At 42.4% G+C, this 16672-nt stretch carries 7 protein-coding genes; 3 read left to right on the plus strand and 4 right to left on the minus strand.

Annotation, left to right across the window (positions count from 1 at the left end; translation table 11 throughout):
- Positions 1–87 precede the first annotated feature (87 nt).
- The 3 genes from ACT3CD_RS04820 (at position 88) to ACT3CD_RS04830 (ending at position 6961) form a co-directional block, all read left to right on the plus strand.
- Entirely contained in the window at positions 88–3888 is a 3801-nt protein-coding gene (locus tag ACT3CD_RS04820) for an efflux RND transporter permease subunit (protein WP_444643448.1), read from the plus strand.
- Between the two features lie 105 nt (positions 3889–3993).
- Positions 3994–5241, plus strand: coding sequence for a TolC family protein (locus ACT3CD_RS04825; RefSeq protein WP_444643449.1), 1248 nt, complete (start codon positions 3994–3996; stop codon positions 5239–5241).
- Positions 5242–5287: 46 nt separating this feature from the next.
- On the plus strand, positions 5288–6961 hold the full coding sequence (locus ACT3CD_RS04830; protein WP_444643451.1) for an efflux RND transporter periplasmic adaptor subunit: 1674 nt from the start codon (positions 5288–5290) through the stop codon (positions 6959–6961).
- A 129-nt stretch (positions 6962–7090) separates the two neighbouring features.
- Here ACT3CD_RS04830 and ACT3CD_RS04835 read toward each other — a convergent pair whose 3' ends face one another.
- The 4 genes from ACT3CD_RS04835 to ACT3CD_RS04850 form a co-directional block, all read right to left on the minus strand.
- Positions 7091–8743, minus strand: coding sequence for a glycoside hydrolase family 28 protein (locus ACT3CD_RS04835; RefSeq protein ID WP_444643453.1), 1653 nt, complete (start codon positions 8741–8743; stop codon positions 7091–7093).
- A gap of 375 nt (positions 8744–9118) precedes the next feature.
- A complete protein-coding gene (locus tag ACT3CD_RS04840) occupies positions 9119–10270 on the minus strand; it encodes a glycoside hydrolase family 88/105 protein (RefSeq protein ID WP_444643455.1) in 1152 nt (383 codons plus the stop codon).
- Between the two features lie 160 nt (positions 10271–10430).
- Positions 10431–14234: a DUF4450 domain-containing protein gene (locus tag ACT3CD_RS04845; RefSeq protein ID WP_444643457.1), complete on the minus strand. Its 3804-nt coding sequence runs from the start codon at positions 14232–14234 to the stop codon at positions 10431–10433.
- Positions 14235–14394: 160 nt separating this feature from the next.
- Entirely contained in the window at positions 14395–16527 is a 2133-nt protein-coding gene (locus ACT3CD_RS04850) for a hypothetical protein (RefSeq protein ID WP_444643459.1), read from the minus strand.
- Between the last annotated feature and the right edge of the window lie 145 nt (positions 16528–16672).

Genomic DNA, 16672 nt, shown 5'->3' on the forward strand with positions numbered 1-16672 from the left:
TTAGCCGGTCCAGACCTCAGACTTTGAGCCTATGGCCACTCTTTCACCGCTATTTTAAGAAACTAACAAATGTCAAAACCATAAGATATGTTGAATCGAATCATCAAACTATGTCTTGAAAACCGATTAGTCACCCTATTGGTATTAATTGTTTTAATAGGCTGGGGCGTTATCAATTCACCTTTCGCCTGGGAAACAGGGCTCCTGCCTTCCGACCCGGTTCCTGTAGACGCCATTCCCGACCTTGGTGAAAACCAACAAATAGTATATACCCAATGGGACGGTCATTCGCCGCAGGACATCGACGACCAGATCACCTATCCTTTAACAACGTCGCTTCTGGGCATCGCAGGCGTTAAAACAATACGCAGTCATTCCATTTTTGGCGTATCAAGCATCTATATCATTTTTGAAGATGACATCGATTTTTACTGGAGTCGCACCCGCATTTTAGAAAAATTAAATTCGCTGCCCTCCGGCACATTACCGGATGGCGTCACCCCCTCTTTGGGGCCCGATGCCACAGCTCTGGGACAAATATACTGGTACACGCTCGAAGGCAGAGATGAACACGGTAATCCGGCGGGAGGGTGGGATCCGCAGGAGCTTCGTTCCATCCAGGATTTTTATGTGAAATATGTCCTGACGGCTGCCAAAGGCGTGTCGGAAGTTGCCTCGATAGGTGGATTTGTTAAGGAATACCAGGTTGACATAGACCCCAACGCCATGAAAGCATATGGCGTAAATGTAGCTCAGATTATGTGGGCCGTTAAAAACAGCAATCTCGATATTGGTGCGAGAACCATTGAATATAACCGTGCCGAATACCTGATCAGAGCCATCGGATCTGTCAAAAACATTGAAGATCTCGGGCAAAGTGTTGTGTCCGTGCATGATAATGTTCCGGTTCGATTAAAAGACGTTGCCCACATACATTTGGGTCCGGCCGGCCGCAGAGGTGGCCTTGACAAAGGCGGTTCCGAAGCCGTAGGTGGCGTTGTGGTAGCGCGATACGGGGCCAATCCTTTGCAAACCATCGATAATTTAAAAACTAAAATTGCGGAAATTGAAGCCGGATTGCCATCCAAAACCCTGGCCGACGGGTCGGTGTCAAAAGTGACCATTGTTCCGTTTTACGACCGCACCGGGCTGATAAAAGAAACGTTGGGCACCCTGGAAGAAGCCATTAGTCTGGAGCTGCTCATCAGCATTCTGGTCGTAATTGTTCTTGTCTTTAATCTTCGTGCCTCATTTTTAATTTCAAGCCTGTTACCCATCGGAGTTCTAATCACCTTCATTTTGATGCGTCAGTTTGGGGTTGATGCAAATATTGTCGCCCTTTCGGGCATCGCAATAGCCATTGGCGTGATGGTTGATGTTGGCATAGTTTTTACCGAAAGCATCATCCGACATTCCGAATTGCCTGAAAACATTGGCGCCAAAGGCAAGCAACTGGTACAGGTGGTATATACCGCAACAACCGAAGTGGCAACGCCGGTAATAACGGCCCTGGCAACGACAATCATAAGCTTCCTGCCGGTTTTTGCCATGCAGGCAGAAGAAGGAAAACTGTTCAGACCGCTGGCATATACCAAAACCTTCACCATGCTTGCAGCTTTGCTGGTTGGACTAGTTATAATACCGACACTGTCGCACCTGATGCTCTCCATCAGATTCAAAACCGAGACCTACAAAAAAATTGCAGGAGCCATTACAGCAGCAGCCGGAATCGTTATTGCCATTGCAAGTGGTTATTACATTGCCCTGGCATTAACGGCCTATGGCGCCAATGCCTTTTTCCACGACAGATGGAAAGAACCACACAAAAGATGGATGAATTACATCAATATCGCCATCACAATAATTGTTGTTGTTTATTTCTTAACAAAGGTATGGCTGCCGCTCGGCGCTCAAAACAGCTTATTTACCAATTACCTTTTCGTAATTGCAATCATAGGTTCGGTATTAGGCGCCTTGTCGCTGGTCCTCTTTTTTTATGAGAAAATACTAACATGGGCATTGGCCAATAAATGGAAATTCTTATTGACTCCCATTTTAATTCTATTGTCTGGCATCACAGTCTGGCAGGGTTTCGATACTCTTTTTGGATATATGCCGGATTTTATAACAAACAGCAACGGTTATAAATCCATAAGCAAAGCAATGCCCGGAATAGGGAAAGAGTTTATGCCCGCGCTGAACGAAGGCTCCTTTTTATTTATGCCCACCACCATGCCTCATTCAGGCGTTGCTGAAAATACCGAAGTGATTCAGCTGCTGGACAGGAGAATTAATTCCATTCCGGAAGTTGAGAGTATCGTAGGCAAATGGGGACGCGTAAATTCAGCCCTCGACCCCGCACCAATCTCCATGTTCGAAAACATCATCAATTATAAGCCGGAATACATCCTCGACGAAAAGGGGCATCGGATGCGATTTAAAGTTAACCACAACAATGCCTTTGAATTAAAGGACGGCACCACTTATAACCCCCAAAAGGAAGCCTTCCGGTTGATCGGTAAAGACAACCTCATCAGCGATAGAAACGGCAACTATTTTCGGCAATGGCGCAAAGAAATAACATCGCCGGATGATATCTGGCAGGAAATCATTGACCAGGCAAAAATTCCGGGGTTGACCTCAGCTCCAAAATTACAGCCTATAGCAACACGCCTGGTTATGTTACAAACAGGGATGCGAGCGCCCATGGGACTTAAAATCTATGGTCCCGATTTAGAGACCATAGAAAAAACAGGACTCCAACTCGAAGCGTTGCTTAAAAATGTAAAAGGAGTATCACCATCCTCTGTTTTTGCCGACCGGGTAGTAGGCAAACCCTACCTCGAAATGGATATTAAAAGGGATGCCATATCGCGCTACGGAATAAGCATCAGCAGTCTGCAGCGTGTATTAAACGGGGCAGTTGGCGGCATGCCGCTGACAACAACCATTGAAGGACGGGAGCGGTATTCCGTCAGGGTGCGTTACGCCAGGGCATTCAGAGACAATCCGGATGCTTTAAAAGAGATCCTGATACCAACCCCTTCGGGCCAACAAATCCCGTTGGGCGAATTAGTCTCCATCAATTACGTTCGCGGCCCTCAATTGATCAAAAGTGAAAACACCTTTTTAGTGGGCTATGTCATTTTTGACAAATTACCTAGATTTGCAGAGGTTGATGTGGTTGAAAACGCCATCCAATATCTTGATGCCCAAATTGAAAGCGGGGATCTTCGACTACCGGCAGGCGTTAGTTATGTCTTCACCGGAAACTATGAAAATCAGATTCGCGCGACGAAACGATTGCTGTTGGTAATCCCAATATCATTAATTCTTATTTTTCTGATTCTCTATTTCCAATTCAAATCTGTCACCTCAACGGCATTAATCTTTTCGGGTATTATTGTGGCACTTTCGGGAGGTTTTATGATGCTTTGGCTGTACGGGCAACCCTGGTTTTTGTCGGGCAGCATAGGAGGCATTGAATTACGCCAGCTATTCCAGGTAAAAACCATCCATTTAAGTGTGGCCGTTTGGGTGGGATTTATTGCCTTGTTTGGTGTTGCCACCGACGATGGGGTGCTTATAAGTACCTACATCAGGCAACTCATGAATAAGAAAAAGCCAAATTCGGTTGCCGGGGTGAGAGCCATCATCCTGCAAGCCGGCTCAAAAAGAGTCAGACCGGCAATCATGACCACTGCCACTACCATCATAGCACTATTGCCCATTCTCACTTCAACCGGTAAAGGCTCCGACATTATGGTGCCCATGGCAATTCCCTTATTTGGCGGAATGACCATTGAAGTGCTTACAATGTTTATTGTTCCGGTACTTTACAGCATGTGGCAGGAAAATAAGCTAAAGGGAAAGAAAAACCCGGCGTAAAGCAACCATGAAATAATTGGTAACAAAACGACCATGGTAAAACTTTTCTCACACAGAAAAATGACTGTGGTGGTGCGTTCCGTAAGACTATTAAAAATCAGACAGATGAGAAAATATATAATCATACTATTGGGCCTATTGGCAGTGCAAAACATTGCGCTGCATGCCCAACAAAAAATTGACGACTACCTGGCGGTGGCGGCTAAAAACAATCCGGATTTAAAAGCACAGTTCAATGCCTACCTGGCAGCTCTGGAGCAAATTCCACAAGTTAAGGCTTTGCCCGATCCGACTGTTGCATTTGGTTATTTCATTCAACCGGTTGAAACCCGTGTGGGAGCGCAACAAGCCAAAGTAAGCATCGCCCAGATGTTTCCCTGGTTTGGGATGCGCACCGCCAAAGAAAACGTTGCCATTGAAATGGCTCAATCGAAATATGAACTGTTTGAAGAATCTAAATCAAAACTCTTTTACGAGGTTAAATCAATCTGGTACAGTCTTTATTATACAAACAAAGCCATTGCTGTCACACAAAACAACATCCGGCTCCTTAAGACCCTAAAAAAATTAGCGCTGGTGGTTATGGAAGCAGGAAAAGCTTCGGCCGTTGATGAGTTGGCTGTAGAGATGGAAATACTTGATCTTGAAAACCAATTACAACAGCTGGTTGATAAGCGACAAACACAAATCGTTGACTTTAACAACCTGTTGAACGTGGATACAACGGCGGATATTGACCTTCCTGAAGAGCTTCAGCCGCTGCAACTCATCGCTAACAAAGAAGCAATTCTGGATAGTATCAGGCAAAACAACCACCAGATATTGAGTCTTAACTACCGGCAGGTATCTCACAAATATCAGCAAACAGTGGCCAGAAAAATGGGCAAACCAAATTTCTCAGTTGGAATGGACTACACCTTTGTGGGAAAATCATCAAACGCAATGCCGGCTTCCGGCGAATCAGGCAAAGATGCCATTCTCTTCCCGATGGTTGGAATAAGCATCCCGATTTATCGTAAAAAATACACGGCAATGATTAAGGAATCCTCGTTTTTACACGAAGCAGCCCAAAACCAGAAAACCGGTAAAATCAAAACGCTTGAAAGTATCTACGAGAAAGCTTATGCCGGTTATACAGATTCGCAACGACGAATTGATCTGCACAACAAACAATTGGAACTTGCGGAAAAATCGCTGCGACTATTACAGTCAGAATATACTACAGAAGGAAAAAACTTTACGGAACTGTTACGAATGGAACGTCAGATTTTATCGCACCAACTGGCGTTGGAAAAGGCCAAAGCCGACGTCGGCACCAACCTTGCGCTCATAACCTATCTGATGGGCAGATAATCACGCAGAAGAGCAACGCACACAACAATCTTAAAACCAACAGAAAATGACAACTATCAGAAATAAAAAAATACCAACGCTAATCATCGTTTTCGCGGCTGCCTTAACAGGCCTGTTGGCCGGCTATCTGATCACCGGTTCATCGTCGGCGCCTTCAACCGAAACGCCAGCCGGTCAGGACGACGCATCCTCACATGAAATATGGACCTGTTCGATGCACCCGCAAATCAAAAGCGAAGTGCCCGGCCAGTGTCCCATTTGTGGCATGGATTTAATTCCTTTGGAAACAAATACAACCAACAACAGCGGGATTAACACCAACGAAATACAAATGAGCGAAACGGCCATTAAGCTGGCCCAGATTCAAACGTCAACGGTACAAAAAGCATATCCCAACAAAGAGATTCAGCTGTTCGGCAAAATAAAACCCGACGAGAGAAATATCTCAGAGTTATCGGCCCGTTTTGGCGGACGCATCGAAACATTATTTGTGAATTTTACCGGACAAGAGGTTTCGAAAGGCGAAAAACTGGCAAGCATTTATTCACCGGATCTGGTCACAGCACAAAAAGAACTGATTGAATCCGTGGCATACAAAAATTCGAACCCTGAGCTTTACATGGCTTCCAGAAATAAATTAAAACTTTGGAATTTAACGGCGTCTCAAATTGATGGTATTGAAACAAAAGGGGAACCCGGATACAACTTTGAGCTGTTATCGCCCATCACAGGAACGGTGACGCAACGACATGTATCAACCGGCGACTATGTAAACGAAGGCACGCCCCTTTTCCAGGTCATCAACCTCAAAAAGGTTTGGGTTATGTTTGAAGCTTATGAAAAAGACTTATCGTGGCTTCGTAAAAATGATGTTGTGACATTTACCGTAGAAGCCATCCCTGGTCAGGTGTTTTCAGGTAAAATTTCACATATCGATCCGTTTCTGGATGCAAAAACAAGAATTGCAAATGTTCGGGTAGAGGTGGACAACAGCGACCTGAAACTAAAGCCCGAAATGTTTGTCAACGGGCAAATTCAACCTTCATTGTCAAATGGCCGTAAAGAGCTGTTGATTCCAAAAACGGCGGTATTATGGACGGGCAAAAAATCCGTTGTCTATGTAAAAGTCCCCAATCGGGAGGACGTCACATTTTTATACAGAGAGATTATCCTCGGAGCGGAAGCAGGCGACGCTTACATCGTTAAAGAGGGTTTGAACGAAGGGGAGGAAATTGCGGTAAACGGCGTGTTTAAAATTGATGCGGCCGCGCAGTTACATGGCAAAACAAGTATGATGAATCCACCAGAAACCATGGCACCCCACAGTCATAACCACACTAACGGCGCTATGACTGGCGACCCTCAAGCCGACCACGCCGGTATGAACATGCATGGGAAACCAGATCCTGAAGAATCATCGGCCGCCAAATATGAAAGCCACACCATGCAAACCAACCTCAAACACACAACATTTGAGGTGTCCGGCAATTGTGAGATGTGCAAGTCAACCATCGAAACAGCCACCACGAACCTCGATGGCGTAAATACGGCCGATTGGAATATGGAAACCAAACAAATAGAAGTGTCATTCAACCCCGACAAAGTAACTATCGACGACATACACACAGCAATTGCGGCAGCCGGTTACGACACAGATAAAATGACCGCAGATGAGACTGTTTACAGCAATCTGCCGGAATGTTGCAAATACGAAAGATAAATGGGATATGATGATTTACTGAACTTTTAAAAAACCACCCGTCTCAAAAAACAGATAATTTTTTGAGACGGGTGATAATAAGTGTTTATTGACTTCGTAACTTTCAGACTTCCCAAATTCTAACAAATACTATTTAAATTCAATTTTGTCATTAGGGAAACTACCTTCATAATTTTTCACTTCACTTAATTCACCACCTGATATTTGTAATGCTATTTTCACAGAATCGGGGTATGAAATATCCGACAATTCAACATCTAAAACATTATCAAATTTAATCACAGGCCCTGACTCAACAGACAACTTCATTTTTTTCATTGTGATATTGGCAGACTCACAAAACTCAGCACCAAATCTTGATGTCATACTGATATTTTCGAGATGAATACCCTGAATTTTCATTTCAGGTAAGCCATTAAAATACATTGATCTACGGGACTGGCTTGAGACAATATCTTTAAAAAAAAGATTTCTGAAACACGGCGTTTCATCCGTCACAGACACAACCTCCCTTTCTTCATTATTTTGACCATCGCCAGAGAGGAGTTCTTCGGAAGCAGAACGACCGCCATAATATAAATTAAAAGACAGAGCATCAGTAGCAATAGCCTGCATCGTAATATTTGATACATAAATATTTTCAACCACTCCCCCACGTCCTCTTTTACTTTTAAAACGAAGTCCGACATCTGTACCTAAAAAGCCACAATTACTCACCTTGATATTTTGAACGCCCCCAGACATTTCGCTGCCCACCACAAAACCGCCATGACCACTATGCACAACACAATTATCAACGATCACATTTTTGGTAGGGCGCGCTCTTTTTCGACCGTCCTCATCCTTGCCTGATTTAATACAAATCCCATCATCGCCCACATCAAAGTGACTGTTAACGACTAATGCATTTTCACAAGACTCTAAATCCAGTCCATCTCCATTTTGAGCAAAATCAGGATTCCGTACTTTTACATTATCAATAATCAGGTTTTTACACATTAAAGGATGAAGGTTCCAACTCGGCGAATTAGAAAAACAAACGCCGCTCAGCAGCACATTTTCGCACTCAATAAGGCTGATCATCACAGGGCGTAAAAAATCTTTTACCGACAGCCATTCCTCTTCTGTTTTAAGATTACGAGGGACATTCATATCACTTATAGTATCACCTTTAAGAGCTTTGGCCGAAGGGAACCAATAATCCTCCCTTTTGAAGACACCACCTCGCGCTAAAAATTTTTCCCATTGACTTTCTGTCACCTTTTGTCTTTTAACAGGCCGCCAAAAATCGCCGGATCCATCAATATATCCTTCCCCGGTGATGGCAATATTTTTTAAATTCCGACCAGAAACAGGCGACTGACACCGACGCGTGTCCAATCCTTCAAAAATGGTTTCGACCAAAGGATAGTCATCATAGTCTCTACTAAACAATATCAAGGCGCCTTTTTCAAGATGCAAATTAATATTGCTTTTAAGTACGATGGGCCCTGTAAGCCAAATGCCATGCGGAACATTTAACGTGCCACCCCCCTGGCGTTCGAGGGCGTTTATAGCTTCCTTAAATACAACCGTATTTTTAAATTCACCATCGCCAACACCCCCAAATTCAGTAATATCTAATTTTAAATCAGGGAATACCGGTTCATAAACCTCATCCATTTCAAAAGGAAGATCATCATACAAATAGGCATATTTATAATCATCCTTTTGCAAATTACTGCAATTGACAAAACCGCAAAGCAATATCCCCCCGCAAATATATTTTAATACTCGATTCATAAAAGCCCAATTTAGTGTTAGCAAGAAAACTCAAGTACCTGATGAGAAAAATTCAAATTCAAGGCTGACGAAGTCCGGAAAATATGATTTACATCTGTAAAAAATCATTTCGGAGCCGCGCATAACGCCGAAGTTGTACTTTTCTTACAAGCACTATTTAGTGCCTGTCCATAAAGTCGGAAGTTTGAGCTATAAAGTTCAAATTCAAGGCTTGCGCAGCTCGAAAAATGTGAGTTTACTCCCGTAAATGACCATTTTAAGAGCAAGCGTAACGCAGAAGTTGGACTTTATAGACAGACTCTATTTAGATTGAATGCACATATCCCATTCGGCATTCAATTCAAATTCATAATTACCTCAAAAAAACAACATCACTTATTTTCCCAACTCAAGACATCCCATAATAAAGGGACCTGTAGCCTTCGCATCATTATTACGAATCCGTTCATTTACATAATATTCAAAACTGCCGTCGCGATAGGGAGAGCCACCTAACCCTGCAACAGCGCAGCACCTGGTAAGGGTTAAGGTACCATCATCATTTTTCACAATTAAGTTATCCATCAGTCCCTTATAAGCTTTAAGAGCCACATTTTTATACCGTTTATGAATATACCCCTTATTTACAGCCTTTGCGTAGGCGTACATGAACATGGATGACGCAGAAGCTTCAAGATAATTCCCCTCTCTATCACCCTGATCAATAACCTGATACCACAACCCGGTGTTATCCTGATATTTGGCTAAACCCCGGGCCACACCATTAATAATGCTAATTAAGGAATCTCTTTCAGGATGATTCTCAGGGACAAAATCCATGACATCAACCAATGCCATAAACCACCACCCCATACTTCTGCCCCAGAAATTAGGGGACTGACCGGTCACTTTATTGGCCCATTTTTGATTTTTACTTTCATCCCAGGCATGATAATTTAAACCTGTTTTTTCATCATAAGTATGACGAGCGCATACCATAAATTGGTTGATGGCATCGTCTAACATTTCAGGGTGATTAAATGTAACGGCATATTGAGCATAAAAAGGAGCGCCCATATACAATCCATCAAGCCAAACCTGGTGCTGATATCTTAACTTATGCCAAAAAGCGCCTTCGTGAGTTCTGGGGTGATGCTTCAACTGATCAATTAACCGATCCATTGCCAATTTATACTTTTCGTCACCGGTTACCTTGTAAACATCGAAGAGTACCTTCCCCGAATTAATATAGTCAATATTATATGCTTCAACCTGATACTTATATATTTCACCCTGCTCATTAATCAATGAATCCGCCCACTCTACAACATAATCGAGATACTTATTATCATTTGTATGTTTCCAGACTTTCAACATGGCCAAACAGCCTAACCCTTGTGAATAACCAAAGTAAAGTCTTTTGCCATGATCCAATTGCCAGGCTTCCGGGAATCGTTTCATTTCAGAATCAGCAAACCGGACACCAGTTGATTGTGCCTTTAAAAAAGGCGCCAACATAAATAATATAGCAAACAATACAGCTCTCATATCTTATTCGATTTTATTGTTAATATTCAGGATCAATTCTTCCGGAAGCGGATAAAAACCCGTCTCCATAAAATAATTACACACGACATACAACTCTGTTTTCCCTTAATTTCATATGATTATAATTTGTTTCTCAATTGCCATATGGAACTCGCCAGGATTAATCATCTTCTTGTGTGTGTGGAACAATTTCCAGGTCTCGTTTCATCAGTGTTAAACTCATTAAGCCAACGACTACATCGTTAGCTGTACTTTCGATACTTAAGGATTTTAAATTTTTCAACTGATTCAAAGGTAAATCAACTAAAATACCAGCTCCACCATCAATCTCTCTTCCATACACTTCATTTTTGTCAATTCCGAGTTCTTCGCCCAAATGGCGACTAATACTACCTGTTTTAAACGCGACCCGAAATGGGTTTGGTCGTTTAAGTTGAAAAGCGTACATATCAGTATATAAATCCTGCTCTACAGGCAACCAATTATCGGGATTTACCAAATCCAGTGCGTCAACAGTTCCATCGGTATAAGTGATTTTCACTTTACCATTGGGGATATGACATTGCATATGATTTGTACTGCCTGCCAGCAACAAATAGGCGTGTCCGGCATTTCCGGTTAAAGGGATTTCAACTTTATCCGGATAATTATCCCAAAGAGTCGTAAAAACAATGTTAGGCTTAGTACTATCGGCGACTGTTCTGAAAGGAATTTTAAAAGGCGTATTATACACCTCATTTTTAACCGCCGATCTGAAGCCGGCATCGTCAATAACGGCTGTATGCATCGGATGACACCACTCACCTATTCCCTGTGTTGGAATTTGCAATGTTGTATATGGCGATCGGGGCGTTAGATACGCCTGATCAAAAATATCGGTAACCGACGCATTAAAATAAGCGTCTAAAGAAACCATTGTATAGCTGGCTTTCCTATTGATGACATTCCAGTTAATCAACTTAGTCCGGAAAATAAGGCTATCATCTTTACCAATTAATTCTAAAGAATTGGTTCCGAAGAGACTGACAGAATGAGGGACCTCGAACCATGCACTTGTTTCGTTGCCCCGTATCTCAACTGATTTTTTTAATTGGTAACTCCCTTTGTTAAGAATGAATGCGCCAACAAAAGGAACATTCTGATTATTCTTAATTTTAAATTTAAGCCGATCATCTTCGGCCGGGTAAATGACTTCGAATGGTTCTTTTAACTGAATATTAATTGGTTCCCACCAACGCATATCACCTTGTTCCAACTGAACAAATAATGTATGATGCCCAACGTCACCCTTAAGACGGCCCGACAATGAGTGATTTGAGAAGGATTCATCAGTTAGAATATTTTGGGGATCATATATCTCTAAAATCTTACCAACAGATTTTAATTGCCAACTGTTTCCAGGCACTCCTTGCCTGACGTAATCGGATTTCAAAAAGGGTTCGCCTTCCCAAATAATGTTAATATCAGCACTATCCAACTTATTGCAGGTAATGCGTATCATTGGCACACCAACACTTTCGACCAAAGCCCACGAATGCTTCTTACCATTCACAAGAACCTCTTTAACACGTGATTTCCCGGCCTTTATCATTAAGTCAACCGATATATTATCTTTGAGTCTGTTTATAATAGTATAAACGCAAGAGCCGTTATCCCTCTTAAACCGATACGTAATATCAGCATTTTCAAACTTTGCATGATCCCATTGAGAAGGAAATCCAGGTTGAATCACTAACCGATTATTCAACAAATCGGGTTTTATACCAAATAATCCTTGAACAATGGCGCGTGAATACATCCCAACCGGATCGCCAAAATCGCGGTAACATTCGCCTCTTGCTTTATCATAGAAGCTTATTTGGCCAATATTTCCGGGACTGCTACCCAAATACATCCCGTCCAATACCGAACTTTTAAAAAGTTTAAAGGCCTTCTCATATCTGCCGGATTGCCAATATGCCAATGCCGTATGAGCCACTTCGGCAAAAGCCACATTATTAATAGACCATGAATATGGGAACCAATGGGTTGTAGAAATCGTTTCATAATTATCATCCTTCAGCCCCTTCGCTATTACGGGGATGTGAGGAATTTCAGTATCGATATACCGGGTGGCCTGATAAGCCTGAAAAATATCCGGGACATCAGAATCTATCGCATGATAAACGGTCCATATTGCGGCATCGGGATGAATATTTCCGGGTGCCAAAAAATCGATATATTCAGCCCAACACCCCTTTTCGGGCATCCATAATTTGCTATTGATTGCGGCAATAATTTTTTCAGCTTCCTCTGAATAAGGTTTTGGATCCACACCAATTTTTGATGCAATAAGAGCGGCTAACCTATTGGCTCTGTAATTATAAGAAGAAGAATGAGTCACGGCACCGCTATTATAGTACAAGGCATCGCTGGCCCAAATGCTGGCATAGGCATCGTACAATCCATCATCATCGGGATCGAAATTTCTTTTTTCCCATTTAAGATGAAGTTCAATGACCGGCCATATTTTTTTGGCATAATCCCAATCGCCTGTCCAATTCAAATGCCATAACAATTCATCAATATAACATAGATTCATGTCATAGTGGTGCATTTTTGTATTTTGTCCGGGGTTACGACAGATATACCCGTTACTGTACATTGGCGTCCCCCATATTTTAGCTGCTCTGGCAAAATGCCTAAGCGTATCCTGAGCAGGATGGGGTATGACAGGCTCAACCTGTGTAACCTGTGATGCAGCATAATTATCAAAATGCATTCGTGCACGGTCGTGCCATCCGAGGCAATCGCCAGTATAGGCGGCTCTCCAGCCATTTAAAGGCATCCGCCAGCCAATAGCCCCATGCATCCAACAACTATCCCAAATAGCATCAGCCGCCGTACTTAAAACACCTCCCAATGGATTAATATATTGATCGGGGGTCTCAATTTTAACCGTATTCGCAATTTCAATTCTTTTTTCTTCAGCACGATCAAATAAGGATTGTAGCTTATTTTCATGAAATACGTCGTCTCCTTTTAATTGAAAAGCAAGATATAATTCACCACTACTTTTAAGTACTGTTTTAGCCGTTAAAACAGGGATGTCGTTTAAAGCTTCCGAGGCCCAAACCTGCAAAGGAGAATCTAATTTATAAGGAGAGCTAATTTTCAATTTCGAGCCAGCAGGGAAAATCCCCTCTATACTTTTTGGCTGTTTTGTATTCTGACCATAGTTCAACACAAAACGATTCTGCGCAATCGTATAAGCATTTCCTTTGCAAGCCTCCGTGTGCAAATCAAAACAATCGGGCTTATCGACACCTAAATCGCCATTTCGGGAAAAGCGCTTGTTGCTGGCGCCCCCGTACATGCAAAAGAGCTCAATGCCCCCGGGCAAATTACTCGTTGTAATCTGCATGACCATTCCATCAGCATTAGCCAGAGCAAGAACTTTCAGTTTTATGGTCCCTTCTCCAATAACCGGATCTTTGATTTCATAAATCCGTGTTCCCGGATAATAAATTGATTTAATAAAATCAGCCTTGTTAAGCCAAATACTTTTCTGGTTAGCCACAATCCCGAACTGAAGGTTGCCACCCATATCAGGCATAAAAAATCCAAACTCAGGCACATCACTCGTTTCAAGCCTAAAAGCGGTATTTGTGCCATAAAGAGCCCTGGTAAATTTTTTATCTCCGTTGATTATTACAAAACCGTTATTCTCGGGTTTGTAACGTAATGTTCGTTCAACAGGCTCACTGTTAATTGACGTCAGCTGCGCAGCGACATTGACAGAACCAATAAACAGAAAAATAAATAGTGCTTGCAGGAAAAGCCCAACTTCAGCGTTACGCTTACCCGGTAAATGGTCACTTACACCAGCAAACACACGTTTCTCAATTTTCAAAAGCCTCCGCAATAAGCCATCCTTGTGGGGCACAGGCGTTTTTCTGCAAGCACCAAATATTAAAATCTTCATCCAGAATCAATTTATTATAGTTTGTCTATAAAGTTCAACTTCTGCGTTACGCCTGTTCTCAAAATAATCATTTACAGCAGCAAACACATATTTCCCGAGCTGCGCAAGCCCTGAATCTGAACTTTATAGCAAACTCCCGACTTTATGGACAATCGGTAAATTAAGGCATTACTTTTAAATCTTCCCACATCACATTCCATGTTCCGTCTTTAGGAAATCCGGGAGTTTCCACGGTATTGCCATCCCAACCTGCACACATCATGGCAACAGCTGTTAGCAAGCCCCCATTACCAGGTAAGTATACCCTTAAGCGACTATCCTGATAATTATGACCATTAACCAGATAGGTATTGGTTCGTTTGTCCATTAGTAATGCCCCGACAGCTTTATCCGGTTCGCCCAACCGAGCGGCGCACATGGCCGTCATTGGGTAATCCCATCCCCAGGTTTTTCCCCAGTTCCAGTTATCCCAAACCCAATGTAGGGTATTTTTCATATAATCGACTCTCACCAATTTACATTTAGGAAGCATACCCATTGCACCCAAAACGGCAGGATGGTCAGAGGTAAAACGGATATCCTGGTAAGTATCCACAGCATCCTCTGCGGCAAGATATAACCCATCTTTAGAGGCTAAAGGAGACAGCTTTGCGATCAATTCGTCCCATTGTTCACTTCTTTTTTCGCCGGCCCGGACTCTCCATTGTTGTGCCACTTCCATGGCATAATGCCAATACGACAATTCAAATGGCGGATTAACAGTTTCAGCAGCCCTTAATGTTTCCTGTGCAGGGATTAATCCTTTCAGCACATATCGGCCATCCTGCAAATCGTAGGTTGCAAATGAAGCCATAAATTCAGCGGTCGCATTAACCAGTGCCCCATATTTTTTAATAACCTCCTCGGAAGGATGATCGCGATACACCAATTCGGCCATATAGATAAAATGAGGTTGTTGCCAAATTAAAAAAGAACCTGTTGACGAAGGGGCCTCTAAAGCAGAAGGGTCGGTCATTTTCATCCATCTCACACCATCAAACCCCTGCCTTTCGGCAATTGATTTTGCAACAGGATAAGCTTTTGAATACCAGTCCAAACTACGCTCTAACAAATCGATATGATTCCACAAGGCAAACTGAACGGCATGCCACCAATGCATTTCAAGATGGAATTTCCCAAACCAACTATTATACGTCAGGCCGGTTTCCTGGGGCGGAATATCACCCGCACATTGAATAGCCATTAAATATTGCGATAAAATAACACGACGCTCTAACTCTAAAGCTCTGCTGTCAGTACATTTGGAAAAATCAATTGCGCCCCCTTTCTGCCAAAAAGAGCGCCAATAATCAGAGGCATTAGCAAAAATATCATCCATTGCGGGTTTACTTGCCGGAGGCATTTGTTCCGTAAAAGCACAAGTAAACGCAAAGTGATCAGAGGTTGGTTTAAGTATAAAATAATGAGGTGCCATTTCTTCCACAACGGCTTTACCAGCCCATTGAATCTTCACAAAATAGACACTCTTATCCAGAGTTCTCTTTAACACACAATAACCGTCACCCTTTTCAACCATTTCCGTTTTATGCTTTTCGGGTGAATTCCAATCTGTCGCAGAATCGGTATGTTTCCCTGTTGGGTAGGGAAATTTAAAACTAATCTTTAATTGTTCCTGATTAATAAGATGAGATGATATATCCGCTTTAATCTCATCCAGCTTCGGATCACAGGCGGTCTTCACAACAACGGAGTCCCCCTCAATGGTATAATTACTTTCAATAATACCATCCCACAATTTTAATTGCTGATGAATATCCTTAAAATCTTTTTGTTCAGCAGCCTGTCCGTCTTTCTTCGTAATCTCTAAACCAACATACCCTAAATGTAAACGATGCGGATTGGCCCGATACCAATTGGCGGCGTCGTGAGGTCTCCCTTTCTCTTTAAACTGAACGGCATAAACCTCATCATGGCCTCTAAAGTCATAAGTTTTAAGCGTCTCCTCAAATTTATAATTATTGGGGTTTGCAAAACTGTGCCAGCCCCATTGAGACTGAGTGCCCAGAGGAACACCATTTTTATAATCCTCAGGAAATGTTTGTAAACCTGAAGCATCCACCGTAAAAGCAAAGTTGCCGTTTCCGACAGATAACGAACTCAATGAATCAAATTGCGATATCATTGGGCTATTTCTCTCTATTACAGCAAATCTGTCAATTCTTTCAGGTGCTTTGGTTTTACATGCAAACAATGCGAGACCCATTGTTGCGAGCAAAAATAGATTTTTCTTCATACCATTAGAATTTGTGTTGATATTTAGTTCTGTTCTTCATTTACAATCGTGTTTGTCTATAAAGTCCGACTTCTGCGTTATGCTTGCTCTCAAAATGGTCATTTACGAAAAGTAAACTCACATTTTTCGAGCGGCGCAAGCCTTG

The organism is Geofilum sp. OHC36d9 (assembly GCF_052400685.1).
In the GTDB taxonomy this organism is placed as follows: domain Bacteria; phylum Bacteroidota; class Bacteroidia; order Bacteroidales; family Marinilabiliaceae; genus CAZHHH01.

Excerpts from the sequence above, each read along its gene's own strand:
- ACT3CD_RS04840 (WP_444643455.1), bottom strand. The coding sequence starts at position 10,270 with ATGAGAGCTGTATTGTTTGCTATATTATTTATGTTGGCGCCTTTTTTA.
- ACT3CD_RS04830 (WP_444643451.1), top strand. The coding sequence starts at position 5,288 with ATGACAACTATCAGAAATAAAAAAATACCAACGCTAATCATCGTTTTC.
- ACT3CD_RS04820 (WP_444643448.1), top strand. The coding sequence starts at position 88 with ATGTTGAATCGAATCATCAAACTATGTCTTGAAAACCGATTAGTCACC.
- ACT3CD_RS04835 (WP_444643453.1), bottom strand. The coding sequence starts at position 8,743 with ATGAATCGAGTATTAAAATATATTTGCGGGGGGATATTGCTTTGCGGT.
- ACT3CD_RS04845 (WP_444643457.1), bottom strand. The coding sequence starts at position 14,234 with ATGAAGATTTTAATATTTGGTGCTTGCAGAAAAACGCCTGTGCCCCAC.
- ACT3CD_RS04825 (WP_444643449.1), top strand. The coding sequence starts at position 3,994 with ATGAGAAAATATATAATCATACTATTGGGCCTATTGGCAGTGCAAAAC.
- ACT3CD_RS04850 (WP_444643459.1), bottom strand. The coding sequence starts at position 16,527 with ATGAAGAAAAATCTATTTTTGCTCGCAACAATGGGTCTCGCATTGTTT.